At 51.4% G+C, this 18,256-nt stretch carries 15 protein-coding genes and 3 pseudogenes; 8 read left to right on the top strand and 10 right to left on the bottom strand.

Annotated features, from left to right (window positions below):
- Positions 1-21: 21 nt before the first annotated feature.
- Positions 22-306, bottom strand: a pseudogene (locus tag T260_RS1000000140100) (isocitrate/isopropylmalate family dehydrogenase); the annotation flags it as partial.
- Between the two features lie 195 nt (positions 307-501).
- Between T260_RS1000000140100 and T260_RS137175 the strand changes: the two are divergent.
- The 5 genes from T260_RS137175 (at position 502) to T260_RS137155 (ending at position 5,668) form a co-directional block, all read left to right on the top strand.
- On the top strand, positions 502-1,737 hold the full coding sequence (locus T260_RS137175) for a PucR family transcriptional regulator (protein ID WP_023633300.1): 1,236 nt from the start codon (positions 502-504) through the stop codon (positions 1,735-1,737).
- Between the two features lie 117 nt (positions 1,738-1,854).
- Positions 1,855-2,988, top strand: a complete 1,134-nt coding sequence (gene ald / locus T260_RS137170) for an alanine dehydrogenase (RefSeq protein ID WP_023633301.1) — start codon at positions 1,855-1,857, stop codon at positions 2,986-2,988.
- A 244-nt stretch (positions 2,989-3,232) separates the two neighbouring features.
- Positions 3,233-3,799 carry a Uma2 family endonuclease gene (locus T260_RS137165; protein ID WP_033027046.1) on the top strand — a complete coding sequence of 189 codons (567 nt, stop codon included), beginning with the start codon at positions 3,233-3,235 and terminating at the stop codon, positions 3,797-3,799.
- Positions 3,800-3,837: 38 nt separating this feature from the next.
- A complete protein-coding gene (gene pdxK / locus T260_RS137160) occupies positions 3,838-4,653 on the top strand; it encodes a pyridoxine/pyridoxal/pyridoxamine kinase (protein WP_023633303.1) in 816 nt (271 codons plus the stop codon).
- A gap of 154 nt (positions 4,654-4,807) precedes the next feature.
- The gene (locus tag T260_RS137155) at positions 4,808-5,668 is read left to right on the top strand and encodes a carbon-nitrogen hydrolase family protein (protein WP_013524864.1); all 861 of its coding nucleotides are present in this window, start codon (positions 4,808-4,810) and stop codon (positions 5,666-5,668) included.
- Positions 5,669-5,722: 54 nt separating this feature from the next.
- On the opposite strand, the gene putP is transcribed toward T260_RS137155, so the two are convergent.
- Positions 5,723-7,180, bottom strand: coding sequence for a sodium/proline symporter PutP (gene putP, locus T260_RS137150; RefSeq protein ID WP_023633304.1), 1,458 nt, complete (start codon positions 7,178-7,180; stop codon positions 5,723-5,725).
- Positions 7,181-7,574: 394 nt separating this feature from the next.
- Here putP and T260_RS137145 point away from each other — a divergent pair, with 394 nt between their 5' ends.
- From T260_RS137145 to T260_RS137135, 3 genes are all read left to right on the top strand, one after another.
- Positions 7,575-8,399: a basic amino acid ABC transporter substrate-binding protein gene (locus T260_RS137145; protein ID WP_023633305.1), complete on the top strand. Its 825-nt coding sequence runs from the start codon at positions 7,575-7,577 to the stop codon at positions 8,397-8,399.
- Between the two features lie 76 nt (positions 8,400-8,475).
- Positions 8,476-9,132 (top strand): amino acid ABC transporter permease, encoded by a 657-nt coding sequence (locus tag T260_RS137140; RefSeq protein WP_023633306.1) that lies wholly within the window; start codon positions 8,476-8,478, stop codon positions 9,130-9,132.
- On the top strand, positions 9,129-9,851 hold the full coding sequence (locus tag T260_RS137135; protein ID WP_014197013.1) for an amino acid ABC transporter ATP-binding protein: 723 nt from the start codon (positions 9,129-9,131) through the stop codon (positions 9,849-9,851). The genes T260_RS137140 and T260_RS137135 overlap by 4 nt, the downstream gene beginning before the upstream one ends.
- 157 nt (positions 9,852-10,008) lie before the next feature.
- Here the strand turns inward: T260_RS137135 and T260_RS01000000137780 are convergent.
- From T260_RS01000000137780 to T260_RS137105, 8 genes and pseudogenes are all read right to left on the bottom strand, one after another.
- Positions 10,009-11,150: pseudogene (locus tag T260_RS01000000137780) on the bottom strand (RNA-guided endonuclease TnpB family protein).
- A gap of 4 nt (positions 11,151-11,154) precedes the next feature.
- Entirely contained in the window at positions 11,155-11,553 is a 399-nt protein-coding gene (gene tnpA, locus T260_RS1000000138415; protein WP_013146681.1) for an IS200/IS605 family transposase, read from the bottom strand.
- 208 nt (positions 11,554-11,761) lie between these two features.
- On the bottom strand, positions 11,762-12,061 hold the full coding sequence (gene qoxD / locus T260_RS137130; protein ID WP_013146682.1) for a cytochrome aa3 quinol oxidase subunit IV: 300 nt from the start codon (positions 12,059-12,061) through the stop codon (positions 11,762-11,764).
- Positions 12,062-12,063: 2 nt separating this feature from the next.
- Positions 12,064-12,678 (bottom strand): cytochrome aa3 quinol oxidase subunit III, encoded by a 615-nt coding sequence (qoxC, locus tag T260_RS137125; RefSeq protein WP_014197015.1) that lies wholly within the window; start codon positions 12,676-12,678, stop codon positions 12,064-12,066.
- Between the two features lie 3 nt (positions 12,679-12,681).
- A complete protein-coding gene (gene qoxB / locus T260_RS137120) occupies positions 12,682-14,628 on the bottom strand; it encodes a cytochrome aa3 quinol oxidase subunit I (RefSeq protein ID WP_014197016.1) in 1,947 nt (648 codons plus the stop codon).
- 17 nt (positions 14,629-14,645) lie between these two features.
- Positions 14,646-15,551 (bottom strand): cytochrome aa3 quinol oxidase subunit II, encoded by a 906-nt coding sequence (qoxA, locus tag T260_RS137115; protein ID WP_013146685.1) that lies wholly within the window; start codon positions 15,549-15,551, stop codon positions 14,646-14,648.
- A gap of 251 nt (positions 15,552-15,802) precedes the next feature.
- Positions 15,803-16,546 (bottom strand): TrmH family RNA methyltransferase, encoded by a 744-nt coding sequence (locus T260_RS137110; protein WP_011232924.1) that lies wholly within the window; start codon positions 16,544-16,546, stop codon positions 15,803-15,805.
- 217 nt (positions 16,547-16,763) lie between these two features.
- Positions 16,764-18,179 (bottom strand): annotated as a pseudogene (locus tag T260_RS137105) (IS5-like element ISGka1 family transposase); the annotation flags it as partial.
- Positions 18,180-18,256 lie beyond the last annotated feature (77 nt).

Here is an 18,256-nt window from a genome sequence, read left to right on the forward strand (position 1 = left end):
CCGCTTGCCCTTTTGAACAGGTCAGGCTTGCTCACGCAGACGCCGGCAAATTTCTTCCACCACTTCCTTCGTCGTCGCCGTGCCGCCAAGATCCGGCGTTTTGATGCCGTCAGAGGTGACATCCTCGATCGCTTGCAACAAGAGGGCGCCGAGCTCTTCTTCAACGAAATGGTCAGACATCAACTTCGCCGTCTAAATTTGCCCGATCGGATTGGCGATACCTTTGCCGTAAATATCCGGCGCCGAACCGTGCACCGGTTCAAACATCGACGGATATTTGCCGTTGACGTTCGTGTTCGCCACGGGAACGGCTTTCTTGCCAATTCCGTCGCTGGGAATGACGGCAATGTCCCATTTTTTCATTCTTGGGAGAATTCCTTCTTTCCTTCCTTGGACAGAAAGCGCAGCCATTCCTTTCTTTCATCATACAATAACGGTGGTGGATTCACATTTATGATAAAATGAAACTACAAATCATATGGACGATGCGAGGGAGTCAATATGTCTTATGATACCGACCCGTTCCGCGGCGAATTTGACAGCCTTGAAGAGTTTGCCGACCGCGTCAGCGACGTGCTGAAATGCCCGGTGACGATCGAAGACGCGAACCATCGGCTCATCGCCTACAGCGCCCATGATGATTACACCGACCCGGCGCGGACGGCGACGATCATCAGCCGGCGCGTTCCGGAAAAAGTGATCAACAGCTTATGGAAACAAGGCGCCATCCCGGCGCTGCTCAAAAGCCGCGAACCGGTGCGCGTGCCGCCGATTCATGACGTCGGCCTCGGAAGCCGCGTCGCTGTCTCGATCTGGAAAAACGATGAGGTGATCGGTTTCATCTGGGTGCTGGAAACGAACCGGACGCTGTCGCCTGAGGAGATGGAATGGCTCAAGCTCGCCGCCAAGGCAGCGAAAAACAAAGTGTTGCAGCTGTATATGCGCAAAAACAAAAAAGAAGAGCGGGTGCAGGAGCTGTTTTGGAAGTTGCTGACGAGCCATATCGCGGCCGAAGACGAGATTCGCGCCCATCTCGCTGCCATGCAAATCCCGACCGCACCGCAGTTTGCCGTTGTCGTCTTCCGCTTTGCCGCTGATTTGACCGCCGAAATGGAGCGGCAAATTTCTTATCTCTTGCAGACGACTCAGCAAATCCCGATTCTTCTTTATACGACCGACGGCCGCGATGTGATTTTGCTGGCGGCGCCCAAAACCGACCAGCCGCTGAAAGAGCTGAGTGCATTCATCGAATCGTTCGCCGCCAAAATGAAAGAACGATTTCACATCCACGATGTGCAGTGCGGATTTGGCGGCGTGTACAGCGTCTATCGCCTCATTGAAAAAAGCTACCGCGAAGCGCTCGCCGTGCTAGCGCTGAAGGAGAAGCTTGGGGATGACATCAACGGCGTCTACGGCTACGCCCAACTCGGTATTTACCAATTTTTTGACTTTTTGCTTGAAAAAAAACGGCAAGGAGGCTGGACCAACCCGGCGCTTGAGAAATTGCAAGCCTATGACCGCAAACATCACAGCGACTTGGTGAAAACGTTTGAAACATTTTTTGACCATAACGAAAATGTGCAAGAAACCGCCGACGTCCTCAACGTTCACCCGAACACGCTTGCTTATCGGCTCAAGCGGATTGCCGACATCGCCGAGCTTGATCTCAATGACATGAATCAAAAAATCAAATTATACATCGATATTAAATTAGCGAAATACGAAGCGCGCGGTTGAATTTGTGGAAATCCACAAAACCCACGCGCTTCTTTCTCTTTTTTGAACAATGCCCGGCCCGTTCCGTCTCTTTTATACTATAAGTAAGGCCACTTTTGATGAGGAGGAACCATATTCATGATTATTGGAGTGCCAAAGGAAATTAAAAATAACGAAAACCGTGTCGCCATTACGCCGGCTGGCGTATTGTCGTTCGTTCAGGCAGGACATACGGTGCTCATTGAGAAAGAGGCAGGGGTTGGAAGCGGTTTCAGCGACAATGATTACGCCCGTGCCGGAGCACAAATCATCGAGCGAGCGGAAGATGTGTGGGCGCAAGCCGATATGGTGATGAAAGTGAAAGAGCCGCTGCCAAGCGAATACCGCTTCTTCCGTCCGGGGCTTGTGCTGTTCACCTATTTGCATTTGGCCGCCGACCCGGAGTTGACACGCGCCTTAAAAGAAAGCGGCGTCATCGCCATTGCCTATGAGACGGTGCAAGTCGGCCGCACGCTGCCGCTGTTGACACCGATGAGCGAAGTCGCCGGACGGATGGCGGCGCAAATTGGAGCGCAATTTTTAGAAAAACCGTACGGCGGCAAAGGCATTTTGCTTGGCGGCGTCCCAGGCGTCGCCCGCGGCAAAGTGACGATCATCGGCGGCGGAGTCGTCGGCACGAACGCAGCGAAAGTCGCCGTCGGCCTCGGGGCAGATGTCACGATTATCGACTTGAACGCGGATCGCCTGCGCGAGCTTGACGACATTTTCGGCAACCAAATTACGACGCTCATGTCCAACCCGATGAACATTGCCGAGGCGGTCGCAGAGGCCGACCTTGTCATCGGCGCTGTCCTCATCCCAGGGGCGCGGGCGCCGAAGCTCGTCACCGAGGATATGGTGAAAGCGATGAAACCGGGTTCGGTCATCGTCGATGTCGCCATCGACCAAGGGGGCATTGTCGAGACGAGCGACCACGTCACAACACATGACAACCCGACGTACGTCAAACACGGCGTCGTCCATTATGCGGTCGCCAACATGCCTGGAGCCGTTCCGCGCACCTCGACGATCGCCTTGACGAACGTCACGATGCCATACGCCTTGCAAATTGCCAATAAAGGCGTCATCCAAGCCATTACAGACAACCCGGCGCTTGAGCTTGGCGTCAACGTCGCCAACGGCGAAATTACGTACGAAGCGGTCGCCCGCGACCTCGGTTACCGCTACGTCCCTGTCCGCGAAGCGCTCGGCAAAACGCTGGCTGCCAACTAACCGTGATGGACGCAGGCGGCAACGCGCGCTGTCGGCCGCCTGTTCATCACTTCCCATTCTTATCATAGATCGCCCGCTCATAGCGGGCGGCTTTTTTTATCGTCCTAACCCGACAAGGCCGCCATTTCTGCAAGTGAGCGTAGGCGGCTGGAGTATGTCACCCGTTGCGTTATGCCAAATCATTTTCGTTCGGCAAAGCGGCCAGTGTATAATGAAAATAGAAAGCTGGAAAGAAGGTGATTTCGTGAACGTTCCGGGAAAACAGGCGGTATCGCTTGAAGAATTTTATCGCATGCGGGAAACAACCGACCGCGTTTTAGAATACATTGATGGCGCTGTGTTGATGTCTCCCTCCCCTTCGACCCAGCACCAACGCATATCGGGACGGCTGCACGTCCAACTGTTCCATTTTTTAGAAGGAAAGCCGTATGAAGTGTTTCATGCCCCGTTTGATATCGAACTAAAGAACGAACGAATCGAAGGCAAGAAAATTGTCGTCCCTGATTTAACCGTGATCTGTGATCCAAGTGGATTAACGGATACAAAATTTGTCGGCGTCCCAACGCTGATCATCGAGATTTTAAGCCCTTCCAACCAGGCGTACGATCTCGTGTTCAAATTGAATTTGTATATGCAATACGGAGTCTATGAATACTGGATCGTGAACCCCATGCATCGTGTTGTGCAAATCTACTCGCTCAATGACAATGGACAATATGAACAAGCCGGCGTCTGGAAAGAAACCGGCACCGCATGTTCACGTGCACTTGACGGCTTTTCCGTCGATGTAGAGCAACTGTTTCAATCTTAAGGTGAATTCATGATATTAACAAAAGGAGAGTGGGTGCGATGACAATGCCAAAAGCATTAACGATCGCCGGGTCGGACAGCAGCGGCGGCGCCGGGCTGCAGGCGGACTTAAAAACGTTCCAAGAGCTTGGCGTTTACGGCATGACGGCGATCACGACCATCGTCGCCATGGACCCGCACAACCGGTGGGCGCACCAAGTGTTCCCCGTTGACCTAGCAACGATCGAAGCCCAGCTTGAGACGATCATCGTCGGCGTCGGGATTGATGCCTTAAAAACAGGCATGCTTCCGACAACTGATATCATTGAATTAGCGGCGCGGACGATTGAAAAGCATGGTTTGAAAAATGCGGTCGTCGATCCGGTTATGGTGTGCAAAGGGACGGATGAGCCGCTCCACCCGGAAAATACGGTGTGCTACCGGGAAACGCTCGTGCCAAAAGCGATGGTCGTGACGCCAAACTTGTTCGAAGCAGCGCAGCTTTCCGGCTTGCCGCGCATTGAAACGATCGAGGACATGAAGGAAGCGGCCGGGCGCATTCATGAACTCGGGGCCCAATATGTCATCGTCAAAGGCGGGCGGAAAATTCCGCATGACTATGCGGTTGACGTCCTTTACGACGGCAAAACGTTTGAACTCCTCGAATCGGAGCGGATTGACACGACGTATACGCACGGAGCAGGCTGCACGTTCTCGGCGGCCATCGCCGCCGAACTGGCGAAAGGCCGGCCGGTGAAAGACGCCATTGCGACGGCAAAAGCGTTCATCACCACCGCCATCCGCCACTCGTTCCCGCTCAACGAATACGTCGGGCCCACACATCACGGTGCGTACCGCCGCTACGGCGAACAATAATAGACAAGACCTCGTCCTTGTCTTTTTCCGCAACTCCCCTCCTTGAAATAGGAAGGGAGCGGGGCCTGCGCATATTGAAAAATCAAATGCCTCCAAACGGTTTGCATGGTGCTAAAATAGATGCCATATGGAAATAGAAAGGAAGGTGCCGCCATTGCGCGTCTCGGCTGTCCAATATCATCTTCACACCATCCGTTCGTTTGACGAGTTTGCCGCGCAAGTGACGCATTACGTCAAAACGGCGCAAGAGTTTGACGCCGAGTTCGTCTTGTTCCCAGAATTTTTCACGACCCAATTGCTTTCCATTCCACTTGATGACGGACGGCAAGCGACGATTGATGACTTGCCGAATTATACCGAAAAATACACTGAACTGTTTGTGTCGCTCGCCAAAGACACCGGCATGTATTTGATCGGCGGCACGCATGTCATCCGCCAAAACGGCAAGCTGTACAATGTCGCTCATTTATTCACGCCGGATGGGCACATCCATCAGCAGGCGAAATTGCACATCACCCCGACGGAAGTGAACGAGTGGAATATCGCTCCAGGCGACGGCGTGCATGTGTTTGAAACGGACAAAGCGACGATCGCCATTTTGACGTGCTATGACATCGAGTTTCCGGAAATCGTTCGTATGGCGCGCGCCAAAGGGGCAGATGTCATCTTCTGTCCGTCGTGCACCGATGACCGGCACGGGTTTTACCGTGTACGGTATTGCTGCCACGCTCGGGCCATCGAAAACGAAGTGTATGTCGTCACGACCGGCACGGTCGGGTCGCTTCCGACGGTCGACTTTATGCGCGCCAATTTCGGCCAAGCGGCCGTCATCACGCCCAACGACATCCCGTTCCCACCCGGCGGCGTGCTTGCGGCCGGCGAGATCAACGACGACATGGTCATTACGGCTGACCTCGACTTATCGCTTCTTCGCAAAGTGCGGGAAAAAGGATCGGTCGCGACATGGCGCGACCGGCGCATCGACTTGTACCCGGATTGGAATCAAGTGAAATAGTCCTAAACGACAAAAAGGGTGCCCCTGCGCAAGGGGACACCCTTTTGCCTATTTTTAGGACAGCAACTGCTTGAATCGATCAAATTGTTCAGCTACTTTCCCTTCTGGCTCCTTCGTCAGCAAGCTGACGATCACAATCGCTGCCAAGCTGGCGGCAAAACCGGGGATCATTTCATACAACAGCCCTTTTAAGTAGGCGGATTGCGTCCAAAGAATGACCGTCAATGCCCCAGCGACCATGCCGGCGAGCGCCCCCCATTTCGTCATCCGCCGCCAGCATAAGCTCAACAGAATAACTGGGCCAAACGATGCGCCAAATCCAGCCCACGCATAGCCGACCAAGTTTAAAATCGTGTCGTTTTTCGTGTACGCCAGCGCCGTTGCGACAATGGCGACAATGAGCACCGACAAACGCCCGACGAAGACAAGCTCCTTATCCGAAGCCGCGCGGCGGAACACGACTTTATACAAGTCTTCGGTCAGCGAGCTCGAGGTGACGAGCAGCTGGGATGAAATGGTGCTCATAATCGCGGCTAAAATCGCCGCCAGCAAAAACCCGGTAATAATCGGATGGAACAAAATGTGCCCGAGCTTAATAAATACCGTTTCAGGATCATCAAGTTTCATGCCGCGTTGCGAAAAGTAAGCGATTCCAAAAAGACCCGTCAACATCGCTCCGACAACCGAGAAAATCATCCAACCCATGCCGATGCGCCGGGCGCTTTTCATTTCTTTGACCGACTTGATCGCCATAAAGCGGACGATAATGTGCGGCTGGCCAAAATAGCCGAGCCCCCAGGCGAATAACGAAATGATGCCAAGAACACTTGTTCCTTTCCACAAGTTCAACAAGTTGGGATCGATGTCGCGGATCGTCTCAATCGTATCTACTGGCCCGCCTGTATGGAACAGCGTCACCACCGGCACCAGAATCAACGCAATGAACATAATCGTCCCTTGCACAAAGTCCGTCCAGCTGACGGCCAAAAAGCCGCCAAACAGCGTGTAAGCGACGACAACGCCGCCAACGATCCACAAGCCCGTATGGTAGCTGACACCAAACGAGTTTTCAAACAGAACGCCCCCTGAAACAAGGCCGGACGATACATAAAACGTAAAAAAGACCATAATGACAATGCCAGACACCATGCGCAACAATTTCGTGGCATCCCCGAATCGGTTTTCTAAAAACTCTGGAATCGTAATCGAATCGTTCGCCACTTCTGTATAGACGCGCAAGCGCGGCGCAACGAACAGCCAGTTTGCATAAGCGCCAAGCGTCAAGCCGATGACGATCCATGCGGCGCTCACTCCATCGATATACATCGCCCCCGGCAGCCCCATGAGCAACCAACCGCTCATGTCGGAAGCCCCGGCGCTAAGCGCGGTCACCGCCGGCCCGAGCGTCCGGCCGCCAAGCATATAATCGGACAAATTCGACGTCCGTTTATACGCCCAATAGCCGATCCACAGCATGCCAACTAAGTAGACAATGACTGAAAATAAAACCATGTCGTGCTCCCCTTCCTTTGTTGTCTTGTCACCCACACTCTTATCATAATGGAACAAATAATATTTATACAATAGTATTTATTTTTTTCCAAATTCGATAAAATAAATGAATTTAAAATAAAGATGTACAAAACTCTTTCTTTCTGATATAATATTTAGTAAATTCAGAATCATCCATAACCGCAACTCCCTTTCATAAACATTATTTCATAAAAATTCAATCCACTTGTATTGATCACGGTAAAACCATTGATAAAATACATATTTTCTTATTAAGGAGTGGATACCAAAATGTTCAAACAATTATTTTTATAAAACCTATTGCATAACCAAAAAAATATTGATAGTATGATAATCGTTCATCGACAATGATTTCAAAGGGGGATTTTATAACATGCTTAAAATGAAGAAAGGTTTATTCGTGGCTGTTGTTGCCGCGTTGCTGATGGCGCTCGCTGCCTGCGGCGGCAAGTCAACGGAAACAAGCTCGTCATCGGGCGGCGGGGAAGCAAAGAAAAAAATCGTCGTCGGGACAGATGCGGCGTTTGCTCCGTTCGAATATATGGATAAAGGAAAAATTGTCGGCTTCGACGTCGATCTTCTCGATGCTATTATGAAAGAAGCCGGTCTTGACTACGAATTGCGAAACATCGGCTGGGATCCGCTGTTTGCCGCATTGCAAAGCAAAGAAATCGACATGGGCATCTCAGGCATTACGATTAATGATGAACGCAAGCAAACATACGACTTTTCCATTCCTTATTTTGAATCCACTCATATGATCATGGTTAAAGAAGGAAGCCCGATTCAAAACGCGCTTGACCTAAAAGGAAAAACAGTGGGTGTACAAAACGGCACCACAGGGCAAGAAGCTGTAGAGAAATTGCTTGGCAAAGAGAATAAAAATATCAAAAAGTTTGAAAACACGGTCGTCGCCATTATGGATTTGCTCAACGGCGGTGTTGATGCAGTTGTCACAGACAACGCGGTAGCCAATGAATACGTGAAAAACAACCCAGACAAAAAGATCAAAGCGATTGCTGACCCGAAAAACTTCCAATCTGAGTTTTACGGTCTCATGTTCCCGAAAGGAAGCGATTTGAAACCAAAAATCGATGAGGCATTGAAAAAAGTGATCGACAGCGGCAAATACGCGGAAATTTACAAAAAATGGTTTGGTACTGAACCGAATATCGAAAGCTTGAAACAAGCCCAATAACAATGAAAATACACGAGATTGAAAAAGGCGTAACTGGCCATAAGTTACGCCTTTTTCATAAGAAAGGTGAGAACCGATGGATTTCCGTTTCGATATCATTATAGAATATGCCCCGTTTTTCCTGCGTGGGTTGTTGCTGACCATTGGTGTTTCGATCGCCGCCATTATTGCGGGTTTAATTCTCGGCTTGATCATCGGCCTTGGCAAAATGTCAACCAACCGCCTCATCCGGTTGCCGTTTGCATGGTACATTAACTTTTTCCGCGGCACGCCGCTTGTCGTGCAAATTTTACTCGTTCACTTCGGTGTCATGCCAATCTTTTTCGCCCAGCCAAGCGCAACCGTTTCACTGATCGTATCGCTTTCGCTCAATTCGGCAGCCTATGTGGCGGAAATTTTCCGCGCCGGCATCCAGTCCATCGACAAAGGGCAAATGGAAGCAGCCCGTTCGCTTGGCATGACGCACGCGCAGGCCATGCGCTACATTATTTTGCCGCAGGCGTTGAAACGGATGATTCCGCCGTTTGCAAATGAATTTATTGTCCTGATCAAGGATTCTTCGCTTGGACTGGTCATCGCTGCCCCGGAGCTGATGTATTGGGGAAGAGCGGCACAGGGGCAATATTACCGCGTCTGGGAACCGTATTTGACGGTCGCGTTTATTTATTTGTTGCTGACCCTCTCCCTCAGCAAACTCTTACACTATCTTGAAAGGAAGTATTCGACCCAATGATCGACGTACGCCAGTTGAAAAAATCGTTTGGATCGCTTGAAGTGCTGAAAGGGATCAATGTCCATATTCGCGAAGGGGAAGTGGTCGTTGTCATCGGGCCGTCCGGCTCGGGGAAATCGACGTTTTTGCGCTGCTTAAACTTGCTTGAAGATTTCGATGAAGGAGAAATTATCATTGACGGCATCAACTTAAAAGCGAAAGACACGAACTTAAACAAAGTGCGTGAAGAAGTGGGCATGGTGTTCCAGCGCTTTAACTTGTTTCCGCATATGACGGTGCTGAACAATATCATGCTGGCACCGATGAAAGTGCGCAAATGGCCGCGTGAAAAAGCGGAAGCGAAGGCGATGGAGCTGCTCGCCAAAGTCGGGCTGAAAGACAAAGCGCATGCCTACCCGGACTCCCTCTCCGGCGGACAGGCGCAACGCGTTGCCATCGCCCGGGCGCTCGCCATGGAACCAAAAATCATGCTGTTTGACGAGCCGACATCAGCGCTCGACCCGGAAATGGTCGGGGAAGTGCTCTCGGTCATGAAGCAGCTGGCCAATGAAGGGATGACGATGGTTGTCGTCACCCATGAAATGGGCTTTGCCCGCGAAGTTGGCGACCGCGTCCTGTTTATGGACGGCGGCTACATTATCGAAGAAGGCAAGCCGGGAGATTTATTCGACCGCCCGCAGCACGAGCGGACGAAAGCGTTTTTGTCAAAAGTATTTTGACACTCCACACGGCTAAAACCGTGGGATTCTTGGGTCGTTGGCGTCCTCATCCATTTCTGGTTCGGACAACGCCCAAGTTCAGGGGTGTGCCATCACCCCGTCCCATCGGGTTAAGATGTACCCCGATGGGCGACGCACCTTTGACCAATGCGCTAGGTTAGGGGGCAAGGCCCGAAATCGCTTTGGCGATGTTGATCGCGCCATTCAAGTCGGCGTGGAGGGTGTATCCGCATTTTTGACATCGGAAGCGGGTGCCGTTTCGGTTCGCTTTCTCTCGATGACCACACTTGCACGTTTGGCTCGTATAGGTCGGATTCACCCACTCCACCCGAATGCCTGCCTTTTCGGCTTTGTAGGCAATCATCGTTTGCAGTTGGTGAAAGGCCCAAGAATGAAGGCTTCGTCCTGCTTCTTTTACCGAAGCGGCTCGTTTCCGAATCCCCGTCAACTCTTCCATGCGAATCACGCCAACACCGTTGGCGAAGGCAAAATTGGCAATTTCACGACTGATTTTATGGTTCATCTCCTTCATCCAGCGGGACTCTTTGTTTCCGATTTTTCGCACTGCATGGAGTTTCTTATTTCTTTGCAATGTGCGCCGAAGGGCGGCATACCGCCGGCGAATAAAGGCGCATTGGTTCCCTTTGAAAAACAACGATTTCGTGCCTACGCTGGCAACGGCGATATAGCGAAGTCCCAAATCAACGCCCATCACCTTTGTTTCGTGTCGCGGCTCCACTTCAAAGGTGATGGCGATCGCCAAATACCATTTCTTTCTCTTTTTGTAGAGCTTGGCGGCCCCTTGTTTGGCGGTTCCATTGATAAGCCGATTCAGCCACGTTTCCTGATAGGAACGCGCGACGACCGGTACGCCAATTCGTTTCTCCAGTGTGGGGAATGAAACCGTGTAGAACTCTCCTTTCTTTTCCACCTTTACGTTTTGGTTGTTAAAGCAACACCATAATGTTCGGAACTTCTTTGTTTTCTGGTTTTTCTTTTGAGACTTCACTTCTCGAATCGTTTGATTCACGACGGCGGAAGGAAACCGCTGCAGCGAAAACTCCTTAAAAATTTTGCTCGTCGCTTGATTCAGCTCGGGATGATTCAACAGCCAATTCGCAAACGCGGTATTCACTTCTGTCATCCGTTCATANAAATTTTGCTCGTCGCTTGATTCAGCTCGGGATGATTCAACAGCCAATTCGCAAACGCGGTATTCACTTCTGTCATCCGTTCATACATGTCTTGTTTGACTTTCGTTGGGTTGTGCAGTTCCAGCCTGAGTGTGATCGTGGGCATGGCTTCACCCCCTTTTCTTTTGAGATTCCACATAGCGTTTTATTGTTTCACTTGATACATTCCCTGCTGTACTAACGAAGAAAGAGCGTGTCCAAAGACTAGGCAAATGAGACAAGTGTTGAAATTCTTGTCTTAATCGTCTGGAAGTCACTCCTTTCACTCTTGCCATAATATTTGATGGAGAATCAGAAGGGAGACAATTCAAGAACAAATGGCAATGATCAGGCATCACTTCCATAGCAAGGATGACCCAATCATTCTCTTGGCAAATTTCTTCTACTAACTGCTTGAATCGCTCTTCCACTCTGCCTACTAACACTTTTCTTCGATAACGCGGACAGAAAACAAAATGATAGTTAATTAAAGATACAGTTGTTTTCGTTCTTCGATATTCTTGTTCCATATTATTAATTGTATCAGTTTAATGGTTATACTGCAACATCTAAAGATAAAAATGGTTGCTCTAAGCAATCCCATTAAAGGATTACTGAGCAACGCCGTCTTTCATCCCACGATTGAAACCGCGGGCTTTCAGAAGCCTTTTTGATGGCGGAAATGCCGCTGGCCTTCAGAGACGGAAAAAAGCCGGCCGAATCCCCGGCCAGCCCGCTTTACAACACAAACTGCATCACCCAAATCGAACCGGCGACAACGACAATGGCGATAAAGAAGCTGTACGCCATGTTGAATGTTTGAATGCGGCCGCTGTCGCTTTCGTTGACATGCATGAACATAAACAGCTGCAAACTTGCTTGAATCACCGCAAACACAACAATGATGACAATGACCGCTTTGAGCGGCAGTCCGGATGAGAGCGCCACCCAAAGGGCGGCAAACGTCAAGACGAGCGACAACAAAAACCCAATGATATGTTTCCACGGAAATGATTCGTGATGGCCGTTCGTGCCCATGGTTAGATCACCATCCCTAACAAATAGACGAGCGTGAAGATGAAAATCCAAACGACGTCCAAAAAGTGCCAGTACAAGCTGACAATAAACACTTTCCGCGCTGTTTTCGGCGTAAAGCCGCGCTGGAGGAGCTGGATGATGATCAAAATCATCCAGCCAATTCCTAAACTGACGTGGGCGCCGTGCGTGCCGACGAGCACGAAAAAGCTTGATAAAAATGCGCTCGTCTGCATCGTCGCTCCTTCATGGACATAATGAATGAACTCGCGAATTTCAAATGTGATGAACCCTACACCAAGCAGCAACGTGACTAGCAGCCAAGCGATGAGCCCGCTTATGCGGCCGCGGCGCATTTCAAAAATGGCCAACCCGCACGTAAAACTGCTCGTTAAAAGCAACAGCGTTTCAATCAGAACGTCTTTTACCTCAAACAGCTCCCCTGCCGTCGGCCCCGAGCCGGTCCGTTGGAACAAGACGAGATACGTCGCAAACAGCGTCGCAAACAACGCGACTTCCGCCCCGAGGAAAATCCAAAAGCCCAATATGTTCAACCGACTCTCTTGTGTCCGATACTCCAACGGCAGCGTTTCATCATAGCGATGTGCAGCTTCTCCCATTCGTTACGCCCCCTTTCGCGCCGCCTGCTCCATTCGTTTAATCTCATCAACCGGAATATAGTAGCCATCATCGTCTTCAAATGAGCGGAGAATCAATCCAAGCACAATGAACAACGCGCCAACAATGGCCAACGCAAACCATTTGAACACGAGGCCGAACCCGGCGACGAAAAACGCTACCGACATCCAAAACGGGCGTCCTGAGTTGCTTGGCATATGGATCGGCTTCAAGTCTTCTTCTTTCACTTGGAAGCCGCCATATTTTTTCTTCATCACCCAATATGCATCCACATCTTCGACAACCGGCGTCACCGGGAAGTTGTAATGCACCGGCGGCGACGCGGTCGCCCACTCGAGCGTCCGCCCGTTCCACGGGTCGCCGGTCATGTCGCGCTCGCCGTAGCGCGCGCTGTAATAAATGTTATAGCAAAGCACAATGAACCCGATGCCCATCAAAGCCGCCCCTACCGTCGCGACGACGTTGAGCGGCGTCCAGCCGAGACCAGCCGAGTACGTGTACATGCGGCGCGTCATCCCCATCAACCCGAGGAAATACATCGGGAAGAAGCAGACGTTAAACCCGATCATAAACAGCCAAAACGTCCATTTGCCGAGCCGCTCGTTTAAAATATGGCCAAACATTTTCGGATACCAGTAATGCAAGCCGGCAAAGCAGGCGAACACCGTACCCGCGATCAACACGTAATGGAAGTGGGCGATGAGAAAATAGCTGTTATGGTATTGATAATCGGCCGCGGCCATTGCCAGCATCACGCCTGTCACGCCACCGATGACAAAGTTCGGAATAAACGCCAGCGACCAAAGCATCGCGGTTGTAAAACGAATTTTCCCTTTTCGGATCGTAAACAGCCAGTTGAAAATTTTCACCCCGGTCGGGATCGCGATCGCCATCGTCGTGATCGAGAAGGCAGAGTTCACTGCCGGCCCTGCGCCCATCGTAAAGAAGTGGTGCACCCAAACGATAAAGCTCAGGAACGCAATGCCGACGATCGAACCGACCATGGCCTTATAACCGAACAAACGTTTTTGGGCAAACGTGCTAACGACCTCCGAGAAAATGCCGAACGAAGGCAAAATGACGATATACACTTCCGGGTGACCCCAAATCCAGAACAAGTTCGCCCACAACATTGACATGCCGCCATTGGCCATCGTGAAAAATTGCGTGCCAAATACGCGGTCGAACGTCATTAATGCCAAGGCGACGGTCAATACCGGGAAGGCGAAAATAATGAGCACGCACGTAATGAGAATCGTCCACGTAAACATCGGCATGCGCATCAATGTCATGCCCGGCGCGCGCATTTTTAAAATCGTGACAAGGAAGTTGATCCCGGTCATCAATGTTCCGATCCCGGAAATTTGTAAAGCGACAGCGTAATAGTTGTTGCCGACGCCATGGCTGAATTCGTTGCCGGCAAGCGGGAAGTACGCCGTCCAACCGGCATCCGGCGATCCGCCGATGACGAACGAAATGTTAAACAGCAACGCACCGAAGAAAAAGAGCCAAAAGCTTAACGCATTCAAATATGGAAACGCGACGTCGCGCGCCCCGATTTGCAGCGGAACGACAATGTTCATCAAACCGATGATGAACGGCATCGCCATAAACAAGATCATAATCGTCCCGTGCGTCGTAAATATTTCATTGTAATGTTGCGCGTCAAGAAACTTCATGTTCGGCGCGGTCAGCTGCGCCCTCATCAAAAGCGCATCGACGCCGCCGCGGAAGAGCATCAAAACTGCGCAAATAATGTACATGACGCCAATCTTTTTATGATCCACCGTCGTGAGCCATTCGTTCCACAGCCATTTCCATTTTTTAAAATATGTCAACACAAACACAATGCCGACCATCGTCAAGACGATGGCGACATCGGCGGCATAAATGAGCGGCTCACCCGTGACAAAAAACTCGCTCCATTTCATCTTTCGCTCCTCCTTTCCTACTCCCCATGATGGTGACTGTTTGTCATCGCTTCATCGCTTTGATCGTCGTTTTTCATTGGCTTTCCATCTGCATGATGGCTGTTTTGTTTCGCATGGTCAATCCATTGTAAGTGGGTGTTCGAAAACGTCATTCGCCCAACAAGCCCCGGTTTTAAAATTTGTGTATATTTTTTCTCATCGAGCTTCGGGGCGGTTTGTTTCACTTCATTTACCCATTTGCGGAAGTCCGTTCCCGTTTGTGCGACGACCTCAAACTCCATATGGGCGAACTTTTCCCCGGAAAAGTTGGCGCTCCGCCCCATGTAGGAACCGGGCTTATCGGCTTGCAAAATCAGCTCTGTCTCCATGCCGTCCATCGCATATTTTTGCCCACCTAATTCCGGCACCCAAAACGAGTTCATCGGCCCGACCGAAGTCAGCTTAAACTTGACCGGCACACCGGCTGGAATATGGACGTAGTTGACCGTTTCAATGTTTTCTTCCGGATAGCTGAAAATCCATTTCCAGTTCGCCGCCGTCACATGGATCGTGATCGGTTTCACTTTCTCGGTCGGCGGCTTTTCCAACGCAAACGTCGCCTTCACTGTTGGAACAGCGAGCGCAGCGACAATCAAAATTGGAATGGCCGTCCAGACGACTTCAAGCAACGTGTTCCCTTCCTCATCCGGCGGCTCATAGCCGGCATTTTCCGGCTTCTCGCGATAACGAATGAGAAAAACGGCAAATAACGTAAATACAACAACAATAATGAACAACATAAAGCCGACAGACCACATGATCAAATCATACTGCATGCGCGCCACCGGCCCTTGCGGATTGAGCACGGCCGTGCGCTCCACGCAGCCCCCAAGCAAAAACAAAAACGGCAAAACCAGCACCGCGCGCCATCTCGCCCGTTTCATCGCTATCGGTCCTCCCTCTTCTGCCCCAACCATTTCGGGGCCTTCCATGCATTTTCTTTTGTCTCTACCATATCAAAATTGAAAATGTTTGAAACGAATGAGCGAAAAAGTTCATAAATCAGCAAAACATTTGTCACAAACTGTTCAATCATTGTTCAACAAATCGCCACTTGTTTTCCTCGTTTAGGGAAATATTGATGAGAAAGGAGAGTTGCGGAAAAGCCCGCCATAAAACAAGACAGCTGAATTCTTTATGAAAAAGAACCCAGCTGTCCTTCGTTCGTTTGAATGGCATATCCTTGTTGCTGCAACTGTTTGCGAATGCGTGGGTTTAACGTTTGCCACATCCATTGTTCATACAACGCCTTTTTCTCTTCAGGCAATAAATAGTAGTGTCGGCCGGCCTGGCGGCGCGCCCGCTCGGTGACATCATAGAGCGCTAACGCAGCGGCGACGGAAATGTTAAAGCTTTGCACAAAGCCGTACATCGGAATGACAAACGTTCCGTCCGCCAAGCGGAGCGCCTCTTCCGACACGCCGCTATGCTCGTTGCCAAACAACAGCGCTGTCGGTTGGGACAGATCGATGTCGGAAACCGGAATCGTCTCCTCACCAAGATAGCTTGCATACACTTGATACCCTTGACTTTTCAAATCGGCAATGGCCGTTTTGATATCTGGCTTATGGTGGAGCGTCAGCCACTGATCGGCATAGCGCGTCACAAGCCGGTTCGGCGAAAACGGCGCCTTTCCCGTCACGATATGAACGTCTTGAACGCCAAACGCTTCAGCCGTCCGCAGCACCGCCGCTTGGTTATGCGGGTCATCGACCGCTTCGATCAAGACGGTAATATAGCGGGTGCGCTCATTCAAAACCTCATACATCCGCCGAAGCCGCCTTGGCAAAATCATTTCCCAAACCGGACGCGTCGATTCGGTGATCAGCCCTTCTTGCCGCAGCTGTTCCAAAAATGATGTCGCTTCCCGTTCTTCCACAACGCATCCCCCTTTCCAAGCCTAGCGTATTCTGTGTTTCCCATTGTACAAAATGACAGGATGCCAAGAAGGCCGGTGAATTAATGGGGCATAGACTTCCCACATGTCGAATTTTGGAGGCCATTCTCCCCGCCGTTTGGCGCCAAAGGATGGGAAGACGAGCAGGACTTCCTGCTCCCAATTCCGGTTTTGCGCACGCCAAAGAGCCGGTCCCNGAGGCCATTCTCCCCGCCGTTTGGCGCCAAAGGATGGGAAGACGAGCAGGACTTCCTGCTCCCAATTCCGGTTTTGCGCACGCCAAAGAGCCGGTCCCCCCTCGTTTTTTTCGAAACCGGCACAATCGCTTCAGATTTTGCACGACGGCGGTCAACAGCGCCTGTTCTTCCATGGCGTAAAGGCCCCGGCTTCGGGCCCGGTCCAGCCCGTGACATTCCTTCCCTTCGGCGAACACATGCTCACAACGCGTGCGAAGGGCTTGAATGGATCGATAGCCGCCCTGTTGCTGAATGAGCCTCGCTTGATTGCGAATCTGAACGTCTCGGACTTTCGCCTGGCGCTTTGCTTCCTGAGCGGGATCCTTCGCCCGGCGCTTCCAGGTTGGAATCTCCTCCATCTCCTTGCGGCGCAGCGACACGAGCGGTGTGATGCCTTGAACGAAGATCGCTTCCAGATACTCGGTGGTGCCATACGCTTTGTCCGCGGACAAGGTCCGAATCGTGATCGACGGATGGCGAAACCGAATCGAGGCCAGCTGCTCCAAACTCGTCTCCCGTTCCGCCGTTCCAGTGGCGAGGCTGGCCCGTCTGGATAAAATCACGCGCGACTGGACATCGATGACGTCGTGCACCAGATACCGAGGATACGCTTCCTGCCCTTTGCCTTTCTTGTACAACCGGGCATCCGGATCCGTCACGCTTCGATGGGTCCGGTTGGAAAACGTGGCTCCACGGAAGTTTCCCCGTTCTTCGGCATGGACGCGTTCCCCTGATTTTGGAGACGGAGAGGGTGGGTCGTCATCCGGATCCCGGGCCTCGGTCTGTTCATCTTCCCGGGCAGTGCGGGCCAGATAGTCTTCCAACGTCTCCACCGGAGCGAGCTTGACCTCCCGCAAGCTGTGGATCGAGGCATTCGCCCGCACTTGGGTGCCGTCAGCCGCCGCATGGACATCCGGCGAGACCAACCCCGCCGCGATGCATTGATCCACCACATAGGTCATCAGCCGGTCAAAGATTCCATGTTGGCGCCAGCGTTTCCGTGTTTTGACGAGCGTCGTTCGATCCGGCAGTGTGGGGTGATGAGGATCCGGATGGAGCACGGATTCAAAGTCGAGACCGCAAAACCACAAGTATCCGGCATGCATGGGGAGGATCTCATACAACTCCCGCTCAGAGTGGTCGAACAAATACGAGAGCAGCATTAGGCGAAGCAGCCGTTCCGGATCCGCCGCCGGGCGACCCGTTTTTTCCGTGTACAGGGGAGCCACCCAATCGTGAATGACGGAAAAGTCAACCGCTTCGTTGATTTGGCGCAAGATATGATGTGGAGGAACCAGTTCTTCCATGTCGATGACTTGAAACAGACGAGGCTGAGTCGAAGGGTTTTTGGGGGCTTTCATGATCCGCTCACGCTCCATTCCAACGATTTTTCTTCCTTTTTCGACATAAGCCCCCTAAATCCCTGCCTCAGGGTGTACTTTTTTCACCGGCCTTC

This window comes from Geobacillus thermopakistaniensis (genome assembly GCF_000498995.1).
GTDB classification, from domain to species: domain Bacteria; phylum Bacillota; class Bacilli; order Bacillales; family Anoxybacillaceae; genus Geobacillus; species Geobacillus thermoleovorans.

Bases quoted from the DNA above. Each gene is read 5' to 3' on its own strand.
- T260_RS137175 (WP_023633300.1), top strand. From the start codon at position 502: ATGTCTTATGATACCGACCCGTTCCGCGGCGAATTTGACAGCCTTGAA.
- ald (WP_023633301.1), top strand. From the start codon at position 1,855: ATGATTATTGGAGTGCCAAAGGAAATTAAAAATAACGAAAACCGTGTC.
- pdxK (WP_023633303.1), top strand. From the start codon at position 3,838: ATGACAATGCCAAAAGCATTAACGATCGCCGGGTCGGACAGCAGCGGC.
- putP (WP_023633304.1), bottom strand. From the start codon at position 7,180: ATGGTTTTATTTTCAGTCATTGTCTACTTAGTTGGCATGCTGTGGATC.
- T260_RS137145 (WP_023633305.1), top strand. From the start codon at position 7,575: ATGCTTAAAATGAAGAAAGGTTTATTCGTGGCTGTTGTTGCCGCGTTG.
- T260_RS137140 (WP_023633306.1), top strand. From the start codon at position 8,476: ATGGATTTCCGTTTCGATATCATTATAGAATATGCCCCGTTTTTCCTG.
- T260_RS137135 (WP_014197013.1), top strand. From the start codon at position 9,129: ATGATCGACGTACGCCAGTTGAAAAAATCGTTTGGATCGCTTGAAGTG.
- tnpA (WP_013146681.1), bottom strand. From the start codon at position 11,553: ATGGAACAAGAATATCGAAGAACGAAAACAACTGTATCTTTAATTAAC.
- qoxD (WP_013146682.1), bottom strand. From the start codon at position 12,061: ATGGGCACGAACGGCCATCACGAATCATTTCCGTGGAAACATATCATT.
- qoxC (WP_014197015.1), bottom strand. From the start codon at position 12,678: ATGGGAGAAGCTGCACATCGCTATGATGAAACGCTGCCGTTGGAGTAT.
- qoxB (WP_014197016.1), bottom strand. From the start codon at position 14,628: ATGAAATGGAGCGAGTTTTTTGTCACGGGTGAGCCGCTCATTTATGCC.
- qoxA (WP_013146685.1), bottom strand. From the start codon at position 15,551: ATGAAACGGGCGAGATGGCGCGCGGTGCTGGTTTTGCCGTTTTTGTTT.